Source organism: Hoskinsella mucinilytica, from assembly GCF_045223415.1.
GTDB classification, from domain to species: domain Bacteria; phylum Bacillota_I; class Bacilli_A; order Erysipelotrichales; family Erysipelotrichaceae; genus Hoskinsella; species Hoskinsella mucinilytica.
Map to the genome: position 1 here is coordinate 75,293 of NZ_JBEQZJ010000008.1, position 22,227 is coordinate 97,519.

Below are 22,227 nucleotides of genomic sequence, written 5' to 3' on the forward strand. Positions count from 1 at the left end.
AATGGGTTTAAAAAAGCTGATATTAAATTTTGTCCTAAATTTCTTTTCTATATTGTTACCTTTATTTCCAATAAAAAGAAATCGTATAACTTTTGTTTCTTTAACAGCAAATGAGTTAAAAGATGATTTTTTACTTCTTAATCAAGAATTAGAGAAAAACCAAGATATAGAACTTCGTTATGTTTTAATTAAGTTTAAGAAGAATATTATTGGTGACATGCTTTATTTTTTTAACTGTATCAAACAATTATTTATCATTAATACAAGCCATATTGTCATATTAAATGATAATAATTATGTAGTATCAAACTTTAAAAGAGAGGGTGTTATCGTCATACAAGTTTGGCATGCTTGTGGTGCAGTGAAAAAGTTCGGCAATGATATTGAAAGAGAATATGAAATAAGAAATTACGATTATGTAATTTCTAATTCTGATTATTGGAAGCCAGTTTATGAATCAGCTTTTCATTTACCACAAAGTCACGTTTTAACATATGGAATGCCCCGTGTTGATAAATTATTTGATTTTGAATGGATCGAAGATAGAAAAAGAGAAATGAAGAAAAAATATCCGATATTAGAAAATCATTATATCTATCTTTATGCGCCAACATTTCGAGGAAATATAATTAAAGGCTTTTCTTATGAAAAACTTGAATTAAATGATGTGATTGAAAAGCTTCCTTCTAATGTTGTAATCTTATATAGAATGCATCCATTATTGCATGATATATCCCTTGGAGAAAACGAAAAAGTGATTAATGTGGCTAATGAAGAATTAAATGATCTTCTTGCTTGTGCTGATTGTTTGATATCTGATTATTCTTCAATTATTTTTGATTTTTCAATCTTGCTAAAGCGAATGATTTGTTATGTACCAGATTTAGAGGAATATAAAAGTACGTTAGGTTTAAATATTGATTATGAAATGATACCTGCAAAAAAATGTTTTACTAAAGAAGAACTTATTCAAGAAATGAAGAATATAAATGAGAACCAATTTGATATGAAGCAATTCAAGGATACATTTTTTAAATATCAAGATGGAAAGAGTGTAGAAAGAATCGTGGAGTGGATGCTAAAGCTATAACACCTAAATTTTCAATTTTTATAGAGCGTTAATGAATATTAGAAGCATCATAAGAACTCTTACCTAAAAACTTTATGATATTAAGTCATTATGTATAAGAAGGTTTAAATCTATTGCTCAACATAGATTTAGACTTTTTTTATCTTGTAGATGCAAATTATATTGGTTTAAGTTGAAGTTAATAACAAACTATATTTAATAGATGGAGAATTAAGACTATTTATATGTATAAGAATGTGCTATAATAGTGCAGACTATTTAAGTAAGATATTTTAGGGAAAAAGAGGTAGACATGAAAAGGAATTCTTATATAGACAACTATAAAGCTTTATTGATTATTTTAGTAGTCTTGACACATTTTACTGGTGCATTATCTGGAAAATCATCTTTTTTTAATGCTTTTCAAATTTATAATAATTTTTTCTATATGCCTGCATTCATTATGATTTCAGGATATTTATCTAAGAAAAATGATACTTTGAAATTAATCAAATCTCTTCTAATTCCTTATTTATTCATACAAATTCTAAATATTTTATTAGATATGTTTATAACACATGAAAGTAATTCAATTGCTTTATTTTATCCTAAGTTTACACTATGGTATCTTTTATCGCTTTTTCTATGGAGAATCTCCATCAAATATGTATCAAAAATAAAATATGGTATGATTATTATGACTATAATAGCATTACTTGCTGGTTTTGACACTAGTATAGGTACATTTATGTCTTTATCAAGAACCATATATTTTTATCCATATTTTCTTTTGGGATATAAAATAAAAGATTTAAATCAAATTTTAAAATATAAAAATAAGGTGACAATAATGATTTCCGTAATAGCATTGGGAATCATCTTCTGCTATACATATTATCATGTGGATTCTGATATTTTGAATGTTTTAACAGGTGCAAAGGATTATGAAGAAATCAATTTAGCAACTTGGGGTTGGTTATACAGACTGATATGTTATGGAATTGGCTATACAATGACATTTTTTATTGCTATGATTGTTCCACAAAGAAAATTGTTTTTTACCGATTTAGGAAAAAAGACAATGAGTGTTTATGTTTTTCATGGCTGTGTTTATCAATTTATAAGGCACAGATTACATTTATATAACTATATTCATACATCATTTTCTTACGTTATTCTAATCATTGGTGTTTTTCTTTTGATATGGATTTTATCTAGAAAACCTTTTATTTGGATAATGCAAAAAATTTCATCGGTACCGATTGAAAAGTTAAAAAGGAGAGATATGAAATTATGAGTTACATAAAGTTTAGAGATTTTATGAATAAGTTTGCAGTAAATTTAATTACATGGATTTCTTTATTGATTTGTTTTACTTTAAGCCTTATGAGTTTACTATCAACTGCAGTTTTTGAGAAAGGCAAAGTAGAAACTATTCTATATAAAGCTGAAAATATACCATTTTTAATTTTGTGTTCGGTTATTTTCCTTGTATTATTGTATATGGCGTATCATTTAATTTCGTGGAATGAAAAAACGATAAAGATTTTAAAGATTGTTATGATAGTATATACAATTCTTTTAGGTGCGATTTGGGTTTTTTCAACACAATCATTACCTTTTGCAGATGGAGAGATTGTTGATCAAGCTACAACTAAATTTGCTCATGGTGATTTTTCACTAATTGAAAAAGGACAATATTTTGATAAGTTTCCATTTCAACTTAATTTGGTTTTTGTGTTTCATTTAATCTATCAGATAGTAGGATATCATAATTATATCGCATTACAACTTTTGAATATCTTATGTTTAGCAGGTACCTATTACTATATGCAAAAGACCATGAATTTACTTTTTAAAAATATAGTTTATGATGGTATGCTGATGATATTATTTATACTATGTTTGCCAGCTTTGCTATATTGCAGTTTTATTTACAGTACTATGTATGGATTGTTCTTATCTACATTAGCTTTTTATTATGGGTTATGTTACATAAAAACAAGAAATTATCTATATTTTATCCCTGTTGTATTGGCGATTAGTCTTGCCATCATGTTAAAAAGTAATTTCTTGATAACATTAGTAGCATTAGCCTGTATATTAATCATGGATTTTATTAATCATAAAAAATTTTCTTCAATTGTTTTAATCATCCTAATGCTTATTGTTCAGGGTATTCCAACAAAATTGATTAAGGGATACTATGAGGATATAAGTAATATGGATATTGGAAAAGGAATTCCGACAATAGCATGGATCGGTATGGGGATGCATGAAGGAAATAAGGCCTCGGGTTGGTATAATTCTTTCATGTTTGATGCTTATAAAGAAGCAGGTTATGATAGTGATATAACAAAACAATTTTGTATACAAGGTATTAAAAAAAGATTAAATGAATTTAAAGCTAACCCCTCTGAGTTTTTCAGATTTTATCAAAGGAAAATAAATTCTCAATGGAATGAGCCTACTTATGAATCCTTATGGGTAAGTGAACATCGGAAAGGAATGCATGCAATACCTCTATCGAAACCGATTAAGAGCTTATATCATGGGGATTTACATGAAGTATATGTTCAGTATACAAATACATATCAATTTGTAATTGTATTGTTTAGTGGATTGGGGATATGGTTCTTAAGAAAAAGATTCACATATATGCAATTATCTTTAGGAGTGTTGATGATAGGTGGATTTTTATTTCATATGATATGGGAAGGGAATTCTAAGTATATCCTACCATATTTCTTATTATTAATACCCTATGCATCAATAGGTTTATGCAATATATTTAATTTCATCAAAAAAAAGGAAACAGCAAAATGCTAGGGAGGTTTATATGAAAAATATATTATATTTAGTGATTCCGTGTTACAACGAAGAAGAAGTGTTATATGAGACGAGTAAGCAATTGAAAGAAAAAATAAACTCAATGATTGAAAAGCAAATGATATCTAATAAAAGTAGAATTATGTTTGTTAATGATGGTTCAAAAGATAAAACATGGGAAATAATACAAGAACTGCATTCAAATGATTCTATATTTTCTGGGGTAAATCTTTCGAGAAATAGAGGGCATCAAAATGCATTACTTGCCGGATTAATGACGGCAAAGAATTATGCAGATGTCACCATTTCTTTGGACGCAGATCTTCAAGATGATATCCACGTTATTGATAAATTTGTTGAAAAATATCTAGAGGGATATGATATTGTATACGGGGTGCGTAACGCAAGAACTACTGATACATGGTTTAAGCGTAATACTGCACTAGCTTTTTACAAGTTTCAAGCATTAATGGGTGTACAATCTGTATACAATCATGCTGATTATCGCTTGATGAGTAAAAGAGCATTAGAAGCTTTAAGTGAATATAAAGAGGTTAATTTGTTTTTAAGAGGAATGGTGCCACTTGTTGGCTTTAAGAGCTGTAATGTAGAGTATGCTAGAAATGAGAGATTTGCTGGTGAATCAAAATATCCATTGAAAAAAATGTTAGCTTTTGCATGGGATGGTATTACGTCTTTTAGTATAAAACCAATACGTTTTGTCACAATGACTGGATTTTTAATTTTTATAGTCAGCCTTTTAATTATAATCTATAGTTTAATAAGGAAAATAATGGGTTATACTGTAACAGGATGGACTTTCTTAGCTTGCTCCATTTGGGTGTTGGGTGGAATACAATTGTTAGGATTGGGTATTATTGGAGAGTATATTGGTAAAATCTATAATGAGGTTAAGCAAAGACCTAGATTTATCATAGAGGATATTATCAATGAATAAAATAATAAAATTCTTCATGAATAAGGAATTTTTGATTTTTGTGATCATTGGTGTAGTAAATACATTTAATGGAACACTGTTTTCCTATCTTTATTCTAGCTTCATGAATGAAAATATCGCATTTATATTTGGTTATGTTAGCGGATTGTTTATTTCTTATCTCCTAAATAGCTATATTACTTTTAAAGAGCGACTTGCATTTCATAGATTTATAAAATTTGCGATTTCCTATATACCTAATTTTATAATACAAAATATTGTTGTTATAGTAGTAATTAACATAATGGGTCTGCATAAGCTAATTGCTTATGGTTTAGCAGCTATCATAGGCGTACCTGTGACCTTCTTCTTTATGAAGGTGTTTGCTTTTAAAGACAAAAGTAATAAAAGAACAGCTTAATCAAAAAGCTGTTTTTTTGTGGATAGTTAGATTTTAAATCAAACAACTGTTATTCATCATTTAAGATTAATTAAGATTATGAATTTAAAAAAAATGATATGATTATGATGCACAAAACGCTTATGCTTTTGTATAGGAACTTATATAGGATGAGGATGGTTTTATGGCATTTAATACATTAATGTTTGTTAGTTTTTTTTTGATAGTACTTATCGGCTATTATGCTGTACCAAAAAGATTTAAATGGGTGTTTTTATTATTCGCTAGCTATTTTTTCTACTTATATGCTAGTCTTAAATTTGCTTTCTTTATATTAATTACAACAATATCGTCATATTATGCTGCTATATGGATAGGTAAAATGCATGAAAAGGAAAACAATATACCTAAAGAGATTGATAGCAAGGTGAGGAAAGTTCAAAAGCAGTCTTATAAAAAGAAAAGGAAGAGGATATTAGTTTTATTACTTGTGTTAAATTTTGGTATTCTATTGTTTTTAAAATATTTTAATTTTGCATCTGATAACTTGAATGCGTTATTTGGCTTATTGGATTTAAATATTAAATCACCAACGTTAAACTTGATTTTGCCATTAGGAATATCATTTTATACATTTCAAACAATGTCCTATGTTATAGATGTTTATTGGGGAAAAGTAGAGGCTGAAAAAAATTTTGGTAAAGTGGCTCTCTTTGTATCTTTCTTCCCACAAATCATAGAAGGTCCAATAGGGAGATATAAAGATTTAGCGCCTCAGCTATATCAAGAAAGAGGATGCAACTATAGAGATTTGAAATTTGGAATTCAGTTGATGGCATGGGGTTATATTAAGAAAATGGTGATTGCAGATCGTGTAGCTATCATAGCGGACTACGTATTTGCTAATTATCTTAATGTCTCTGGATTTGGTGTTGCTTTTGGTGTCTTTATGTATGCGATTCAGGATTATACTGATTTTTCTGGAGCAATTGATATTGCACGAGGATGTGCAAAAGCTATGGGAATCGATATGGCTGAAAACTTTAGAAGACCCTATTTCTCTAAGACTGTTCCTGAATTTTGGAGAAGATGGCACATGTCTTTAGGAGCATGGATGAAAGATTATGTTTTTTATCCCTTTTCACTATCTAAGGGCATGCGGAATTTGAGTAAGTTTGCAAAAAAACATTTTGGAAAACATATTGGAAGAACACTTCCAATTGCGATTGGTAATTTTCTAGTATTCTTTTTGGTTGGTGTTTGGCATGGCGCAAATTGGAATTATATCGTATGGGGAATTTTCTATGGCACATTAATTGCAGTTAGTGGTATGTTAAAGCCTATATATGACTGGCTTAATAAAACACTAAGGATTAAAACAGAGAGTTCTTTCTTCCATTTATTTCAAATATTAAGAACATTTTGGATAACATGTATTGGATGTATTATTTTTAGAGCTGATGGATTAATTGAGGCATGGCAAATGTTTTTGAAAAGCTTTAGATTTATTGATTTTCCAAATGGAATAAGGCACGAATTACTTAGTTTTGGACTTGATAAAAGCAATTATGTCCTATTGCTAGTGGCTTTGATTGTTTTGTTTATCATAGATGTTTTGCAAGAAAAAGGAAGTGTTCGTGAACGTATTGAAAGTAAGAAAATATATATACGTTGGGCGTTATATATGGCAGCCTTTTTAGCAATTATATTATTTGGAATATATGGACCCGGATATAGTCAGAGTCAATTTGTCTATATGCAATTTTAAAAGGAGTTGTGATTATGTTATTTAAACAAAAAATAAAAATTGGTTGTGCTGTACTTATGATGAGCATGGGCTTGTTTTCTACTTCTTTTGTGTTAAATCGCCAAATGACAGGTGATGAAGTTAGAGTGAAAAATTTTTATCAATTAACTGATAATAGCATCGACATGATGATTATTGGTGCAAGCACTTCTTATACGGATTTTTCAGCACCTTTAGCATGGCATAAGTATGGAATAACAAGTTATTCTTTAGCTACAAACATGGCACCAATGGGATTAGCAAAATCGATGTTGATTGAAGCACGAAAATACCAAAATGCAAAACTATTTGTAATCGATATTAATGGAATACTATATAATGATGAATACGAAACTAAAGAAGGTTCGCTAAGATTATGGATTGATAATATGAAATATTCTAAAAATAAAATCGATACCATTCGTGAATTGATTCCACAAAATGAACGAATGAGTTATTATATTCCATTTTTGAAATACCATTCTAACTGGGATAAAGGATTAGAGTGCTTGAAAGCAGCAAAACAAGAAATAGATACTTGGAGAGATCCGGTAAATCTATCCATATTAGGTGTAGAAGGTAGAACAAGAATGCAGCCGATGAATAATGTTTATAGTGTCGCAAATTATAAAAAAGAGTCAAATATGTATGAAAAATCGGGACAACATTTAAAAGAACTTCTAGAGTATTGTAAAAATGAAGATCTTTCAAACGTAGTATTTACAAATATGCCTAGATATTATAACGATAAAATGTTACCACAAAGAGAACGATTGAATACCGCAAAAAGGCTGATTCAAGAATATGGATACCGATGTATTGATTTAGATGATTATGTAGAAGAGATCGGATTAGATCCAAAAACTGATTTTTATAATCCTAATCACTTAAATATCTATGGACAAACAAAAACAACTTATTTCTTAATGGATATGTTACTAAAAGACTATCATCTAAAAGGTGAGCACGATAATAGTGATGTAGAAAGATGGAATAAAGAATATGAAACATATAAAAAAGTGTATCAATGGGTCGATTGGAAAATAAAGCATGGCGAGGACCAACGTTATACATATGTTGATGTGAAAAATGTGATTGATGGCAAATTTGATAAGGAGATAGCAGATTATGGAAAGTAATATACTAGAATATCTTGAAAGAAGCGCTAAATCTTATTCTAATAAGATCGCTTTTGCGGATAAAGACAAAGAAATCACCTATCGAGATTTGGTAAAAGAATCAAAAAGGATAGGAACACAGTTAGCAAAGCAATTTTCCCCAAGAACACCGATTCCTGTATTTATGGAAAAAAGTGTAGATACGATATGCTTGTTTTTTGGAATTGTATATGCAGGATGCTTCTATGTACTTCTTGATACCAAACAACCTAAATCTAGATTAGAGCATATCATGAATACATTAAATGTGAAAACAATGATTTCATCAAATAACTATTGTCGTGATTTAGAAAAGCTATCCTATGAAGGTAAAGTAGTATTACTTGAAGAATTAGAAGGAACGATTGATGAAGCCCTTTTATCAAATGTAAAAGCGCAAGCATTAGATATTGATCCGCTTTATGGCATCTTTACGTCTGGATCTACAGGTATTCCAAAAGGTGTTATCGTAGCTCATCGCAGTGTGATAGATTTTATTGATGTTTTCACAAAAATATTTGATATTAATAGTGAAGATGTGATTGGAAATCAGGCACCATGGGATTTTGATGTATCTGTAAAAGATATATATTCAACCATTGCGACCGGAGCAACCATGCAGATCATCCCAAAACAGTACTTTTCATTCCCTTTGAAACTTATAGATTTTATGTGTGAACGAGAAGTCACTACGATTATTTGGGCGGTTTCTGCGATGTGCATCATCAGTACACTGAAAGGGTTTGATTATAAAGTACCAACACGATTAAAGAAAATCATGTTTTCAGGAGAAGTTATGCCAGTGAAACAATTAAATGTATGGAAACAATACCTACCTGATGCAATGTATGTGAATTTATATGGACCAACAGAAATTACATGTAACTGTACTTACCATATCATTCATGAAGAATTAGAAGCAGGAGATGTGATTCCAATAGGTAAACCTTTCCCTAATGAGCATATTTTCCTTTTAGATGAAAATGATAGAGAAGTAAAAGAACCGGGGCAAAAGGGGGAACTATGTGTTTCTGGTACTGCTGTTACATTAGGCTATTTCAACAATCCTGAACAAACCAAAAAGGCGTTTGTGCAAAATCCGTTAAACCCATATTATATGGAAACCATCTATCGGACAGGAGATTTGGCTTATTATAATGAAAATGGATTACTATGTTTTGCGTCTAGAAAAGACTTCCAAATCAAACATATGGGGCATCGTATTGAATTGGGAGAAATCGAAAGTACATTAGAAAGTATCGCAGAAATAAAACGTGCTTGTTGTATATTCGAAAATAATAAAATTCATGCTTTTTATGATGGTGATATCGAGAAAAAAGAAATTGTACGTGGTATCAAAAAGACATTACCAGTATTTATGGTTCCAAATGTATTCAAACAAATCGATCAATTTCCAATTACAAAAAACGGTAAAATCGATCGTAATGAGTTAAAAAGAATGATCGAAGGTGAACACGATGTACAAGCCTAATTACGATGATATTTTAAATACAACATCTACACCAGCGTATGTGTTTGATATAGATGTGTTGAGAAATCGTATCCAATTTATAAAAAAAATATTAGGAGATAACATACAAATTTGTTACGCTATGAAAGCTAATCCTTTTGTGATAGGTGAAATCAAAGATATGATCGATCGCTATGAAGTATGCTCTCCAGGTGAATTTCAAATTTGTGAGCGAGCGAATATACCAATGGATAAAGTGGTTTTATCAGGTGTCTATAAAGAAGCAAAAGATATCCAAAGAATAATATCCACTTATCAAGATGATATCCTATACACATGTGAATCAGTGAATCAGTTTCATTTGATTCAGAAGGTTGCTTATGAAAATAAACTCAATGTTAACGTATTATTGCGTGTAACGACAGGAAATCAATTTGGAATCGATGAAAAAGAGCTATGTGAATTAGTGGAAAAACGAGATCAATATCCAAGTGTTACGATAAAAGGTATTCAACATTTCTCTGGAACACAACGTAAACGTTTGTCAAAATATGAAGATGAATTATCCTATGCTGATCAATTGATCTTAACATTGAAGGACTATGGATTTGAATCAGAGGAATTAGAGTTTGGACCAGGTTTCTATGTAGAATATTTTCAAAATCAAAAGCCATATGATGAAGTTGCATTGATGGAGGGCTTTCGTAAGTTATTAGATGATTTGAGTTTTCAAGGAACAATCACATTAGAGCTTGGAAGATTTATTGCGGCAACTTGTGGATCTTATTATACACAAATTGTAGATATGAAAAAAAATCACGATATTACATGGTGTATCGTCAATGGCGGTATGCATCAATTGAATTATTTTGGACAAATGATGGCAATGAAACTGCCTTTTTATCGTCACTTGAAAAATAGAACCATTCAAGGAGAAGAAAGAGGTTGTAATATTTCTGGTTCTTTGTGTACCGTAAATGACAATATTGTAAAGGGATTGCCTTTATGTGAACCTGAAATTGGTGATATATTAGAGTTTCAAAATACTGGAGCGTATTGTATGTATGAAGGTATTAGTATGTTTTTAAGCAGAGACCTTCCTAAAATATATCTTTATAGTGAAAAGGAAGGCTTAACACTGATGCGAGACACATTTGAAACAAATGTGTTGAACTATAAATCCATAGGAGGAAAATAGAGATGGAAAAATTAATTGAGATTTTAGAAGAAGTGAACCCAGATGTAGATTACAGAACATGTAAGACTTTGATTGATGATGGATTATTAGATTCTTTCGCAATCTTGGAAATTGTATCAGAAATCAATGATGAATTTGATGTAGAGGTTAGCGCACCAGACATCGTTCCTGACAACTTTAATTCCGCAGATGCACTTTGGGAAATGATCAAAAGATTACAAGGTTAATATGGAAAAACGGGTCTAGCAATTTGCTGATCCGTTTTTTCATTTTACTGTAAAATACTGGAACCGCTATCTTATTGAAAGCATACAATAACTTAGTATAAAAGAAGGAAGAATGTCCATAATTTACGTTGTTATGAACAGGAATATGTTTGTAATTATTTGTAATTTATTGTAAAATGATACATGAGATTGAGAGGAGTAGTTAATTATGATCAATGAATTCAAGAACACAAAGGAATTCAAAGAAGAATTTAAAAGAAGGATTATCGAACACTACGGCCGTTCATTTGAACAGGCACACATCACAGAAAAATATATGACTTTGGGAGAAATGGTAAGGGACTACGCAAGCGTTCACTGGAAAGATACAAAAGATGCTGTCAGTGAAAAAAGCGAAAAACAGATGTATTACTTCTCTATGGAATTTTTAATGGGAAGACTTTTGACGAATAATCTGATGAACCTTGGCATTTACGATATCGTAAAAGAAGGATGTGCAGATCTTGGGCTAGATCTGAATGAATTAGAAGATTTAGAAAGTGATGCAGGTCTTGGAAATGGTGGCTTAGGAAGATTAGCTGCATGTTTCCTTGATTCCTTAGCAAGCTTAAATCTTGCAGGAAATGGAAACTGTATCCGTTATGAATATGGTCTGTTTAAACAAAAAATTGTAAACAATGAACAGGTAGAAGTACCTGATCAATGGTTATCATTAGGCAATGTATGGGAAGTACGTAAACCTAAGCATGCCGTGAATGTGAAATTCGGTGGACATGTAGATATGTGGATGGGAGAAGATGGAAAAGCTATCGTAAACCATATACCAAGTCTTATTGTTCGTGCGGTTCCATATGATGTTCCTATTGTAGGCTATGATACGAATGTTACCAATACACTTCGTCTTTGGAGCGCAGAGGTGGCAGATGATGCATGTGATGCAGCAAACTTAAATGAATATGTAAATGAGGTCAGAGAAATTTGTCGAAATGTTTATCCGGATGATTCTACTGAAAAAGGTAAGATTCTGAGATTGAAACAACAATATTTCTTTGTATCCGCAGGTTTATATAACATTATTGATGCACATCTTCGTAATTATCCGAATTTGGACAATTTTGCGGAAAAGAATGCAATTCAGTTAAATGATACACACCCAGTATTATGTATTCCTGAATTAATGAGAATTTTAATGGATGAATATAAATATGAATGGGATCAGGCATGGGATATCGTTTCAAATACTATGGCATATACAAATCATACTGTATTAAGCGAAGCATTGGAAAAATGGCCAATACAATATGTACAGGATTTATTGCCACGAGTATTTATGATCATTGAAGAAATCGATCGTCGTTTCAAATATTGGGTTTCTCATGATGTTAATAGAGCAGATTTGATGAATGAATGCTGTGTCATCAAAGACGGACAGGTTCATATGGCAAATCTTGCTATCATTGGTTCTCATAGTGTCAATGGTGTAGCGGCTCTTCATACAGAAATTTTGAAGACTGATGTCATGAAAAACTTCTATGATATTTACAACAACAAATTCAACAATAAAACAAATGGTATCACACATCGTAGATGGTTATTATACTCTAATCCACAGTTAACCAAACTGTTAGAAAAAACCATTGGAACAGACTTCAAAAAAGATCCGGAACGTTTGATTGATCTTATGAACTATGTTGATGATGAAGGTCTACAAAAAGAGTTTATGAATGTAAAAATGGAACGTAAGAAAATTCTTGCGAAATATATCAAGGATACATTGGATATCGATGTAGATGTAAATTCCATTTTTGATGTACAAGCAAAACGTTTGCATGCTTATAAACGTCAGTTATTGAATGTGATGAACATTATTGATCTATATTTCCATATGAAGAATGATCCTAACTTCCGTATTTATCCAAGAACGTTTATCTTTGCGGCAAAAGCAGCACCTTCCTATACCTTTGCAAAAGAGGTAATTAAGTTGATTCACTGTGTTGCGGAAAAGGTAAATCATGATAGTGATGTTAACCAATACATGAAGGTTGTCTTTATACCGAATTATGGAGTTAGCATTGCGGAAATCTTAATGAATGCTGCTGATGTTTCTGAACAGATATCAACTGCAGGTAAGGAAGCTAGTGGTACTGGTAATATGAAATTCATGATGAATGGTGCTATTACAATTGGAACAATGGATGGTGCCAATGTGGAAATCGTTGAACGAGTAGGATATGAAAATGCTGAAATCTTTGGACTACGTGCAGATGATGTTGCTCTTGTGAAACACGAAAACAGCTATAATGTTTGGGATAAATACAACAAGAATGCAGATATTCAGAAAGTTGTAAACAGCTTTGTTGATAGTACATTCTCTAATGATCCTAAAGATTTTAAACAGATTTATAATGAATTAATGTTTAAAAATGATGAGTATTTGTTATTGGCTGACTTTGAAGCTTATGCACATGCACAGCATAATTTGGAAGAAAAATATAAAAATCAAGCTGGATGGGCAAAATCTTGTTTGATTAATATCGCACAGTCTGGATTCTTCTCAAGTGATCGTACAATCAAACAGTACGCAGATGAAATCTGGAACATTAAACCAATTAAAGTGAAATAGGAACTTTTTGTTCCTGTTTTTCTTTTTGGTGTTGTTTCTTTGTTATGATTTGCGATACAATAGAACCAGTAAGTAGAGGAGGATAATGGTTATGAAAGAAAAAATTGTGAATTATATCGAACAGCATATGGATGATTATACATCTTATGTAAAATTTTTATATGAACATCCTGAAGTAGGAAATGAAGAATTTCAAGCAATGAAATTATTAAGTGATGCATTAAGAAAGAACGGATTTGATACAACGGAAGGATACGTGGTGCCTACTGGTTTTATCGGAACCTATCATAGTGGAAAACCAGGACCTGTCATCGCTTATATGTGTGAATATGATGCACTACCAGAAGTAGGGCACGGTTGTGGTCATAATTTAATAGCGGCTACCTCTTTGGCAGCAGGCTGTGCTTTAAAGTCTATCATCGATGAAATTGGTGGAGAAGTACGTGTGATAGGTACACCAGCAGAAGAAAATTTCGGTGGAAAAGTGTCTATGGCGAAAGCGCATGTTTTTGATGATGTAGATGTAGCAATGATGATCCATCCTGATACGAAAAACGGTTTGGGTGGTAGAACAGTTGCATTAAATCCGTTAAAGTTTGAATTTTTCGGTGTAAACACACATGGTTGTCAGCCACAAAATGGGAAAAGTGCTTTGGATGCAGCCGTGTTAACTTATCAATCGATTTCAATGATGCGCCAATATGTACTACCTCATACGTATATTCATGGAATTATTCGTAATGGTGGGGAAGCAGCAAATGTAATTCCTGCTTATGCTTCTATGGAATATTATTTCCGTGGAGAAACCATGGCGTATGTGAAAGAACTTAGTGAAAAAGCAATACGTTGTGTAGAAGGCGCCTGTGCAGCAACTGGTTGTACCTATAAAGTAAGTGTTTATGAATGTCCTTATGATGATTGTATCATCAACTATACACTTGCGGATGCTTTGAAAGAAGAATACGAAGCTTTAGGAAGAAAGCAAATCGATCCTGTAGATGAGGTACCATGTGGATCCAGTGATGTAGGAAGTGTTAGCTATTGTTGTCCTACCTTACATGGATATATAAAGATTGCAGATCCAGGTGTAAATGGACACTCAAAAGAGATGGCATGTGCAACGATATCCGATACAGGTACAAAAGCTTTGCGTGATGGGGCAATTTCATTAGCAAATTTAGGGCTTCGTTTGATTTGTGAGAAGGATCTTTTAAAGAAAGCAAAAGAAGAATTTGAAAGATCAATCGCTAAATAAGATAAGTTAAGAATCGTCAAAAGGATCTAAGGCTATGTTTATCATAGAAATTAGATTCTTTTTTATATTTCGTTATTCACTTTGAAAACTAATATTTGCTTCCATTATTGATAGGAATAGAAGAAAATGATTGTTTTTCACAAAGAGGTCTGTTATAATAAAATAGCAGGTTATAAGAAAGGAGGATTATTATGGGCATATTAGATATTTTATTGATGGTAGCAGCGGTCGTATTAATAATACTCTCCTTATTACAGAGTGGAAAATCAGATGGACTTAGTGGCGCTTTTACTGGCGGTGAAGGGTTGAACCTATTTGCTAATGTAAAAGAACGTGGTGCAGAAAAAGTCATGTCTAATGTAACTTTGGTTACAGGTATCATCTTCTTCGCTCTGGTATTGATCATTCGTATTATGAAGTAAAAGGCCGTATATGGTCTTTTTTATTTCGCAAACTAAATAGTAGAAGGAGGTATCATCATGGATATTAGACAAATCATATTAGATACCATAAAAAGTCAAAAATACAAAGGAATGGATGCATCTCATCTATCAAGAGCATTAAAAATGGAGGATAGTACCTCTTTTACTGAATTGATGAAGTGCTTAAATGATTTAGAAGCTGAGCATATTTTAGCGAGAGATCAAAGAGAACGTTATTTCCTTAGTGAAACCTTAGGTTATGTCATTGGTACATTAAGAATCAATCCTAAAGGGTATGGCTTTGTGGAAACCGGAGAACAAAGCTTTTATATTGCTAGAGACCGTTTGTATCTTGGGATGGACCAAGATAAGGTTTATGCGAAAACGTGGACGAATAATGATGGAAGCGTAGAGGGAGAAGTTGTTGAGGTATTGGAACATAACACCAATCATATCGTTGGCGTTGTAAAAATCAGAGAAAATCAAGAAAAATATTTTCTACCTGATACACCAATGAGAGATCGCCGTATCAAAGTAACCAATTTTCATGAATTCAAGGTGGTAAATGATTCTAAGGTTCTTCTTACCATTGACAGCTATGGACAAACATTAAAATGTCATATTGAACGAGTGATAGGTTATAAATATGATCCAGGAGTAGATATACTTTCAATACTATTGGATCATGGTGTCATACCGGAGTTTAGTGATGATGTTATGAGGGAAGTTCAAAATATTCCCGAACAGATTGATCCAAAAGAAAAAGAAAAGCGAGAAGATCTAACAGGAATATTGACCATCACAATCGATGGTGATGACGCAAAGGACCTGGATGATGCGGTTTCGGTTGAAAAAATTGATAAGGGATATCGCTTAGGGGTACATATTGCGGATGTCAGTCATTATGTTACTGCAGGAAGTGCAATAGATAAGGAAGCGTATCGAAGAGGTACCAGTGTTTATGTAGTGGATCGAGTTGTGCCGATGCTACCACACATGCTCTGTAATGGTATTTGTTCTTTAAATCCCAGAGTAGAGCGATTAACATTAACTTGTATGATGGATATTGATAAAAAAGGAGAAATCATGAATTATCGTATTTTTCCATCTGTGATAAAAACGACGGAACGTATGACTTATCGTAAAGTGAATGACATTCTAGCTGGTGATGAAGCTGCTATTAAGGAATATCCACATTTATTGAAGATGTGTATGTATATGAAAGTATTATCCGGTATCATAAGAAAACGCCGTGAATCCTTAGGCGCAATCGATTTTGATACAAGAGAAGCGAAGATTCTTGTCAATGCAAAAGGTAAGCCTACCGATATTGTATTACGTGAAAGAGGAGAAGCAGAAAGGATCATAGAAGATTTTATGATTGCGGCTAACGAATGTGTCGCTACTCATGTGAAATGGTTAGAAACACCATCCATGTATCGTGTTCATGAAGCACCGGAACCTAAAAAAGTACGTGATTTTGCCAGAACGGCAAAAACATTAGGTTATACCTTTCAAGGTGGAATTCAATCAGTGTATCCTGCACAATTCTCTAATATGTTAAAAGAAGCAAAAGGTAATGAAAACTATTTTGTATTGAGTAGCTTTATGTTAAGAAGTATGCAAAAAGCAAGATATGATAATCGATGTCTGGGACATTTTGGATTAGCTTTAAAAGAATATTTACATTTTACTTCTCCGATCAGACGTTATCCTGACCTTGTTGTGCATCGCATGTTGCGAAAATATGTTTTCACACAATGCGAAAATGCCGATAAAATGAAAAAAGATGAAGCATGGTGTGAAGAAGCAGCAAATCAAGCAAGTATGAGAGAACGGATTGCGGTTGATACAGAACGTGAAGTAGACGATATGAAAAAGGCTGAATATATGGAAAAATATATTGGCTGTGTTTATGAAGGTGTGATCAGTGGGATCACTAAATTTGGTATGTTTGTTGAATTAGAAAATACCGTAGAAGGTCTGATTCATATCTCAACAATAGAAGATGATTATTATCATTATGATGAAGTAAGTAAATCACTTATCGGAGAACATACTGCAAATGTGTATCGTATGGGACAAAAGGTAAAGGTCAAGTGTGTAAATGCGGATCGTTTTAAAAGAGAAATTGATTTTGAATTAATGACGAAAAAGAAAAAGAGAAAAAATAAGAGGGGTTGAGTATGAAAAAGGTTTTGGGAATATTATTATGTTTTATACTATTTGGTTGTGCTACCACAGAGAAGAAACAAGAAGAACAGCCACAAACAGCACCTGAGCAGAAAGAAGAACGCAGTGATATTGATGTCTCTTTCCTCGCAGTTGGGGATAATTTAATACATAATGCAGTATATGATGATCCTTATTGTAAAACAGCAGATGGTTGGGATTATTCTGGAATTTATGAACATACCAAGGATATGATAGCATCTGCGGATATCGCAAATATTAATCAAGAAACCATTCTTGGCGGTCGCAAGATGGGATTAAGTAATTATCCTAGTTTTAATTCACCGCATGAGTTTGCGGATGCTTTGGTTGATGTTGGTTTTGATTGGGTATCTCAAGCAACAAATCATTGTCTGGATATGGGGGAACAAGGTATTTTATCTGATTTAGATTATTGGGACCAGTTCCAAGAACAAGTGATAACAACAGGAATCAATCGATCTAATGAAGAACGTAATCAAGCTAGAGTCATAGAAAAAAATGGAATGAAAATCGGTTTGTTGAATTATACTTATGGTACGAACGGTTACGTTGTTCCTGAAGGTAAGGACTATTTGGTTAATTATATTGATCGTTCTAAAATACAACAGGATATCGATCAATTAAATGCTTTAGAAGTAGATGTCATCGTAGCGAGTATGCATTGGGGAACTGAATATAATTTCGGAGTAGAGGATGAACAAAAACAACTTGCACAATTCTTAAGTGATGCCGGTGTACGAGTTATTATTGGCTCTCATCCTCACGTGATTGAGCCTGCAGAATATATTACTAGCAAAGATGGAGAGCAAACCTTAGTGTATTATTCTCTTGGCAATTTTATTTCAGCTCAGGATGTAGAGCATTCTATGTTAGGTGGCATGGCTAAATTTCAACTTCATTTAGATGGGAAGAGTGGGAAGGTCAGTGTAAGTAATGCAGAATTTTATCCTACTGTAACTCATTTTGAAGCAGGTATAACTCATTTTAAAACTTATTTATTAAAAGATTATACAGAAGAAATTGCTTCTACGCATTATCTGACCTCATTAACCAAGAACTATTTAGTTGATCTGTGTAAAGAGGTCATGAAAGAACCAGATCAAATCAAAATTATTTATTAGGTACAGGAGGAATTGCATATGAGTAAAGTTATTACTTTTAATCGTAAAGCAAGCCATGATTATTTTCTAGAAGAACGCTTTGAAGCAGGGTTGGTATTAATGGGTACGGAAATCAAAGCAATTCGTAAAGGTCATGCACAATTAAAGGATTCTTATATCAGCTTCAGAGATGGCGAAGCCTTTATCAAGGAAATGCATATACCGCCTTATGAGTTTGGTAATCGTTTTAATCACGATGAAACAAGAGATCGAAAACTTTTATTGCATAAAAGTGAAATTCAGAAATTGACACAGAAAGTAAAGTTAAAGGGTTACACGGTTGTGCCAACCAGTTTGTATCTTGAAAATGGGATGGCAAAGCTAGAAATTGCTTTAGCAAAAGGAAAAGACCTTCATGATAAGCGAAATGCTGAGAAGGAAAAAGATGCCAAGAGAGAAATTGAAAAGGCATTAAAAAATCAATATTAGGCAGTTGTAGTTTACTGTGTTTTGTGGTAAACTACAACTGACCCAAAACCGGGGGTGTTCTGGTTTCGACAGGGATATGTATGGTATCAATCGCAGTCGAGTGGTTACGTTATAACCAAATGAATTTAACTGGAAAAACTAAATTAGCTAACATCTTTGGTGGAAACCAGAGAGTTGCTTTCGCTGCTTAATAACCGACATAGGTTCGCAGCCGTCACTGATGTATTGACCTTTGGTACTCAGTTGTACGCTTAAGATACGGAGGTTAAGGAAGCTATTTTGCCTAAGGATGGTTTCTCGAAAATAAATTAGGCGCCTTCTATAGGTGTTGTTCATGGCTACCTATAGAATATTAGCATGAACTAAACTGTAGACGTTGATACGTGGTGCTATTTCTGGACGCGGGTTCAATTCCCGCCACCTCCACCACATAAAAAACAAAGTTGGATGTCATCGATTAAGATTTGACTGTATCCAACTTTTTATATTTTTTTTATAACTTTTCCAATACAATATATATTGCAACCTTCATTAAATTTGATCATAGGGTATTTAGGATTATGACTTAATAATCCTTGATTACATAATTCTTTGATATAACCATTCCCATCTATCATAAATACTCCTATCTCTCCACAATTTATTTGATTTTGCTTAATAACCATGACTTTATCACCATTTAAATAAGTTGGCTCCATACTATCACCACTAACACTAATTACAAAATCAATGTAATCATACTCTTTAGGTATCATGATAGTTTCAGATGGGATATCATCAAAAATGAAAAGTCCTGAACCAGCAGAAAGTCCAGTTAAGTATTCAGTTTTTGCAACCATATTAAAGTGTTTTTCATTCCTCTTTTCATTAATTAATAATTGTTCTTCTACTCGTAGAGACTCATTGTCTATAACTTGTTTAACTTGCTTTTTTCCATAGATATCTAACTTTCTAAACTTTTTCAAGTATTCCAGTTCTTCTGTATTTAGACTAGGCTCTTTCTGATTAGTAGATTCAAAAAAGTATTCAGCTTGCAAATTAAGAAGTATGCATATTTTTTCCAGCATGATAATATCAGGCTTACTTATACCTAGTTCCCAGTTACTGATTGTTGTATTTTTTACAGCTAGCATTTTAGCAAATTCTGTTTGACTAAGATTACAAGCAATACGAGATTCTTTTAATTTATCACCAAACATATAATCACCTGCTTTCACATTTTGATTATACCATTTAATTTGGTTTATGCAACACTTATTCCAAGTTAATTGGAATAAAATGGTATTAACACATTGACTTTCAAATAAACTTGGATTAATATAGCAGTGTAATCCAAACAATGATGTGGGAGGAGGAAAAATATGAGTGTATCAAAGAATATAAAGCTTTATCTCATTGATCATGAGATCAAGCAGAAAACAGTTGCAGACCGTATCCAAATGGATTATGATAAATTATCACAAACATTAAATGAAAAACGTAAATTAAATGTTGAAGAGTTTGCAAAGATTGTTCGTGTACTTGGGGTCTCAGCAGATGTTTTTTTAAAGGATAATTAAAGGGGAGGTAAGTATTTTGATAACAAGTAAAATGAAAGTAGAACAATTTAAACGTGAATGTAAAAGTGTTCAATATTATAATATGATTATAGAAGAGTACGATAATAGAATTAGAACACTTGATGAGTTACTAGACAATTTAGAAAATAAAAATACAGGAAATACAAAAAATCTTTTGTTGGAGCAAGAGGAGTTGCTTATTGAAAGAAAAGATTTTGAAAATAGAAGGAATGAAGTATGGAATAAGATATCAAAAATTGATGAAAAAAATGACCAACAAATGTTGATTGATGCGTTTATAAATAGAATTTACTATAAAAAACTTATACATAAATATCATTTTAATGATTCTTCAGCCTTATATAGACATATAAATAGTGTGATAGAAAAGTTAATTTAAAGAATTTATAAGGGCTGTAACAATTGTCACTCGTTATAGCCCTTTTTTATTTAATTTAATAGGAAAGTTCTCTTAATAAGAGATGAAGCATAAAACAAAAAAAGCGCATAAAAACGCTTAAATGAAAAAAGCTAAATAAATTCAAGAATTAATCGGGTTTTCTAACAAGTGTATCCTCATAGCATTTTGGACGCTACCAGGTTGGAGGTTCAGGGTCACCTTCATCTAATAAAAAATCAGCTTCTTTAGCATAACACCATTCAGTCATCTTTTCTTCATAACCACAATTAGAACAGCACATATCAATATAGTTGTCCTTCTGTATTGAATCTAATTGGATATCATAAATAGCATTTTCATCTAGCTTAGGTATCGTCATAATTCAATCCTTCTCTTCTCTTAGATGTGGGTACCCAGTAATCTATATATTCCATATAATGTCTACACTCACAAAGTAATGGATCTGTATCAAAGGTGTCAATCAGCTCTTGTCGATATGAGATCTTTTTTAAGTGAGTGTTATTCTGTAAGGTTAGCTTCCTTTCTACTTCATCTTTGTGATGGTGGTTACAAGTAGCATTGATGCCATAGTAGCGAATCATTTTAAATTGAGCTTCAGGTATATGCATAATCAACTTTTTCATAAACTCAAATATATCTTCTTCAACATCTATACGTTCTTTCGTCTTGTGATGTTCATAATAATAATGAATCATCTTATTATCTTTATCATAATTGAGGATACGAGAAGAAGCCATAACAGGTCTACCAGTATAACGAATGATGTAAGAAACAACAGCATCCTTTCCACTTTTTGATTTCATTTTAGGAGCATTTACATAAAAACCATTTTTTTGATCTTTATAAAGCTGATTGATAAGAGATTTGATTTTGCGCAAATATTTAGGATGATCAGTATAGAATTTTTTAATATTATCAAGCAGTTGTTTCATGAAAGATTTCCTAAGCGTTTCGTAATTGATATAGTTAATAGCCTTATAGTGATTTTCCTCATCCATACCACCTTCCGTAACTAAACAGTGTATATGTGGATTAAAATTCAGTGCTCTTCCAAAAATATGAAGAGTGAG

Annotated in this window: 21 protein-coding genes and 1 other RNA gene; 19 read left to right on the forward strand and 3 right to left on the reverse strand. The window is 32.1% G+C overall.

Going from position 1 to position 22,227, the window contains the following annotated elements; all coding sequences use genetic code 11:
- The first annotated feature begins 1 nt into the window (after position 1).
- The 17 genes from UGRO018_RS04225 to ssrA all read left to right on the forward strand — a co-directional run bounded on the left by UGRO018_RS04225 (position 2) and on the right by ssrA (position 19,606).
- The gene (locus UGRO018_RS04225; protein ID WP_416325208.1) at positions 2-1,090 is read left to right on the forward strand and encodes a CDP-glycerol glycerophosphotransferase family protein; all 1,089 of its coding nucleotides are present in this window, start codon (positions 2-4) and stop codon (positions 1,088-1,090) included.
- Positions 1,091-1,382: 292 nt separating this feature from the next.
- Entirely contained in the window at positions 1,383-2,366 is a 984-nt protein-coding gene (locus UGRO018_RS04230; protein WP_416325209.1) for an acyltransferase family protein, read from the forward strand.
- Complete coding sequence (locus tag UGRO018_RS04235; RefSeq protein WP_416325210.1) at positions 2,363-3,898, forward strand: glycosyltransferase family protein; 1,536 nt, start codon at positions 2,363-2,365, stop codon at positions 3,896-3,898. Before UGRO018_RS04230 ends, UGRO018_RS04235 begins: the two co-directional genes overlap by 4 nt.
- 10 nt (positions 3,899-3,908) lie before the next feature.
- Positions 3,909-4,856: a glycosyltransferase family 2 protein gene (locus tag UGRO018_RS04240; RefSeq protein ID WP_416325211.1), complete on the forward strand. Its 948-nt coding sequence runs from the start codon at positions 3,909-3,911 to the stop codon at positions 4,854-4,856.
- Positions 4,849-5,256 carry a GtrA family protein gene (locus UGRO018_RS04245; protein WP_416325212.1) on the forward strand — a complete coding sequence of 136 codons (408 nt, stop codon included), beginning with the start codon at positions 4,849-4,851 and terminating at the stop codon, positions 5,254-5,256. Before UGRO018_RS04240 ends, UGRO018_RS04245 begins: the two co-directional genes overlap by 8 nt.
- Positions 5,257-5,419: 163 nt before the next feature.
- Entirely contained in the window at positions 5,420-7,003 is a 1,584-nt protein-coding gene (locus UGRO018_RS04250) for an MBOAT family O-acyltransferase (RefSeq protein WP_416325213.1), read from the forward strand.
- Between the two features lie 14 nt (positions 7,004-7,017).
- Complete coding sequence (locus tag UGRO018_RS04255) at positions 7,018-8,160, forward strand: hypothetical protein (RefSeq protein ID WP_416325214.1); 1,143 nt, start codon at positions 7,018-7,020, stop codon at positions 8,158-8,160.
- The gene (locus tag UGRO018_RS04260; RefSeq protein ID WP_416325215.1) at positions 8,150-9,670 is read left to right on the forward strand and encodes an amino acid adenylation domain-containing protein; all 1,521 of its coding nucleotides are present in this window, start codon (positions 8,150-8,152) and stop codon (positions 9,668-9,670) included. Before UGRO018_RS04255 ends, UGRO018_RS04260 begins: the two co-directional genes overlap by 11 nt.
- Complete coding sequence (locus tag UGRO018_RS04265; RefSeq protein WP_416325216.1) at positions 9,657-10,847, forward strand: diaminopimelate decarboxylase family protein; 1,191 nt, start codon at positions 9,657-9,659, stop codon at positions 10,845-10,847. Before UGRO018_RS04260 ends, UGRO018_RS04265 begins: the two co-directional genes overlap by 14 nt.
- A gap of 2 nt (positions 10,848-10,849) precedes the next feature.
- Entirely contained in the window at positions 10,850-11,074 is a 225-nt protein-coding gene (locus UGRO018_RS04270) for an acyl carrier protein (RefSeq protein WP_416325217.1), read from the forward strand.
- A 208-nt stretch (positions 11,075-11,282) separates the two neighbouring features.
- A complete protein-coding gene (locus tag UGRO018_RS04275; RefSeq protein ID WP_416325218.1) occupies positions 11,283-13,697 on the forward strand; it encodes a glycogen/starch/alpha-glucan phosphorylase in 2,415 nt (804 codons plus the stop codon).
- 91 nt (positions 13,698-13,788) lie between these two features.
- Entirely contained in the window at positions 13,789-14,952 is a 1,164-nt protein-coding gene (locus tag UGRO018_RS04280; protein ID WP_416325219.1) for a M20 family metallopeptidase, read from the forward strand.
- Positions 14,953-15,143: 191 nt separating this feature from the next.
- Positions 15,144-15,374, forward strand: coding sequence for a preprotein translocase subunit SecG (gene secG, locus UGRO018_RS04285; RefSeq protein ID WP_416325220.1), 231 nt, complete (start codon positions 15,144-15,146; stop codon positions 15,372-15,374).
- A 57-nt stretch (positions 15,375-15,431) separates the two neighbouring features.
- On the forward strand, positions 15,432-17,558 hold the full coding sequence (gene rnr / locus UGRO018_RS04290; protein ID WP_416325221.1) for a ribonuclease R: 2,127 nt from the start codon (positions 15,432-15,434) through the stop codon (positions 17,556-17,558).
- 2 nt (positions 17,559-17,560) lie between these two features.
- Complete coding sequence (locus UGRO018_RS04295; RefSeq protein ID WP_416325222.1) at positions 17,561-18,709, forward strand: CapA family protein; 1,149 nt, start codon at positions 17,561-17,563, stop codon at positions 18,707-18,709.
- Between the two features lie 18 nt (positions 18,710-18,727).
- Entirely contained in the window at positions 18,728-19,177 is a 450-nt protein-coding gene (gene smpB / locus UGRO018_RS04300; RefSeq protein ID WP_416325223.1) for an SsrA-binding protein SmpB, read from the forward strand.
- Positions 19,178-19,227: 50 nt separating this feature from the next.
- Positions 19,228-19,606: a transfer-messenger RNA gene (gene ssrA / locus UGRO018_RS04305) on the forward strand.
- A 53-nt stretch (positions 19,607-19,659) separates the two neighbouring features.
- On the opposite strand, the gene UGRO018_RS04310 is transcribed toward ssrA, so the two are convergent.
- Positions 19,660-20,376 (reverse strand): XRE family transcriptional regulator, encoded by a 717-nt coding sequence (locus UGRO018_RS04310; RefSeq protein WP_416325224.1) that lies wholly within the window; start codon positions 20,374-20,376, stop codon positions 19,660-19,662.
- Positions 20,377-20,538: 162 nt separating this feature from the next.
- Between UGRO018_RS04310 and UGRO018_RS04315 the strand changes: the two genes are divergently transcribed.
- Both UGRO018_RS04315 and UGRO018_RS04320 read left to right on the forward strand, forming a co-directional pair.
- The gene (locus UGRO018_RS04315; protein WP_416325225.1) at positions 20,539-20,736 is read left to right on the forward strand and encodes a hypothetical protein; all 198 of its coding nucleotides are present in this window, start codon (positions 20,539-20,541) and stop codon (positions 20,734-20,736) included.
- 16 nt (positions 20,737-20,752) lie between these two features.
- Complete coding sequence (locus tag UGRO018_RS04320; RefSeq protein WP_416325226.1) at positions 20,753-21,136, forward strand: hypothetical protein; 384 nt, start codon at positions 20,753-20,755, stop codon at positions 21,134-21,136.
- A 193-nt stretch (positions 21,137-21,329) separates the two neighbouring features.
- Here the strand turns inward: UGRO018_RS04320 and UGRO018_RS04325 are convergent, their stop codons facing one another.
- On the reverse strand, positions 21,330-21,515 hold the full coding sequence (locus tag UGRO018_RS04325; RefSeq protein WP_416325227.1) for a hypothetical protein: 186 nt from the start codon (positions 21,513-21,515) through the stop codon (positions 21,330-21,332).
- Positions 21,502-22,227, reverse strand: a 726-nt coding sequence (locus tag UGRO018_RS04330) for an IS91 family transposase (RefSeq protein ID WP_416325228.1), incomplete at its 5' end; no start/stop codon positions are given. The genes UGRO018_RS04325 and UGRO018_RS04330, both read right to left, overlap by 14 nt.

What these genes read in the sequence shown, in the direction of transcription:
- UGRO018_RS04225 (WP_416325208.1), top strand. Translation starts at nt 2, where the DNA reads ATGGGTTTAAAAAAGCTGATATTAAATTTTGTCCTAAATTTCTTTTCT.
- UGRO018_RS04230 (WP_416325209.1), top strand. Translation starts at nt 1,383, where the DNA reads ATGAAAAGGAATTCTTATATAGACAACTATAAAGCTTTATTGATTATT.
- UGRO018_RS04235 (WP_416325210.1), top strand. Translation starts at nt 2,363, where the DNA reads ATGAGTTACATAAAGTTTAGAGATTTTATGAATAAGTTTGCAGTAAAT.
- UGRO018_RS04240 (WP_416325211.1), top strand. Translation starts at nt 3,909, where the DNA reads ATGAAAAATATATTATATTTAGTGATTCCGTGTTACAACGAAGAAGAA.
- UGRO018_RS04245 (WP_416325212.1), top strand. Translation starts at nt 4,849, where the DNA reads ATGAATAAAATAATAAAATTCTTCATGAATAAGGAATTTTTGATTTTT.
- UGRO018_RS04250 (WP_416325213.1), top strand. Translation starts at nt 5,420, where the DNA reads ATGGCATTTAATACATTAATGTTTGTTAGTTTTTTTTTGATAGTACTT.
- UGRO018_RS04255 (WP_416325214.1), top strand. Translation starts at nt 7,018, where the DNA reads ATGTTATTTAAACAAAAAATAAAAATTGGTTGTGCTGTACTTATGATG.
- UGRO018_RS04260 (WP_416325215.1), top strand. Translation starts at nt 8,150, where the DNA reads ATGGAAAGTAATATACTAGAATATCTTGAAAGAAGCGCTAAATCTTAT.
- UGRO018_RS04265 (WP_416325216.1), top strand. Translation starts at nt 9,657, where the DNA reads ATGTACAAGCCTAATTACGATGATATTTTAAATACAACATCTACACCA.
- UGRO018_RS04270 (WP_416325217.1), top strand. Translation starts at nt 10,850, where the DNA reads ATGGAAAAATTAATTGAGATTTTAGAAGAAGTGAACCCAGATGTAGAT.
- UGRO018_RS04275 (WP_416325218.1), top strand. Translation starts at nt 11,283, where the DNA reads ATGATCAATGAATTCAAGAACACAAAGGAATTCAAAGAAGAATTTAAA.
- UGRO018_RS04280 (WP_416325219.1), top strand. Translation starts at nt 13,789, where the DNA reads ATGAAAGAAAAAATTGTGAATTATATCGAACAGCATATGGATGATTAT.
- secG (WP_416325220.1), top strand. Translation starts at nt 15,144, where the DNA reads ATGGGCATATTAGATATTTTATTGATGGTAGCAGCGGTCGTATTAATA.
- rnr (WP_416325221.1), top strand. Translation starts at nt 15,432, where the DNA reads ATGGATATTAGACAAATCATATTAGATACCATAAAAAGTCAAAAATAC.
- UGRO018_RS04295 (WP_416325222.1), top strand. Translation starts at nt 17,561, where the DNA reads ATGAAAAAGGTTTTGGGAATATTATTATGTTTTATACTATTTGGTTGT.
- smpB (WP_416325223.1), top strand. Translation starts at nt 18,728, where the DNA reads ATGAGTAAAGTTATTACTTTTAATCGTAAAGCAAGCCATGATTATTTT.
- UGRO018_RS04310 (WP_416325224.1), bottom strand. Translation starts at nt 20,376, where the DNA reads ATGTTTGGTGATAAATTAAAAGAATCTCGTATTGCTTGTAATCTTAGT.
- UGRO018_RS04315 (WP_416325225.1), top strand. Translation starts at nt 20,539, where the DNA reads ATGAGTGTATCAAAGAATATAAAGCTTTATCTCATTGATCATGAGATC.
- UGRO018_RS04325 (WP_416325227.1), bottom strand. Translation starts at nt 21,515, where the DNA reads ATGACGATACCTAAGCTAGATGAAAATGCTATTTATGATATCCAATTA.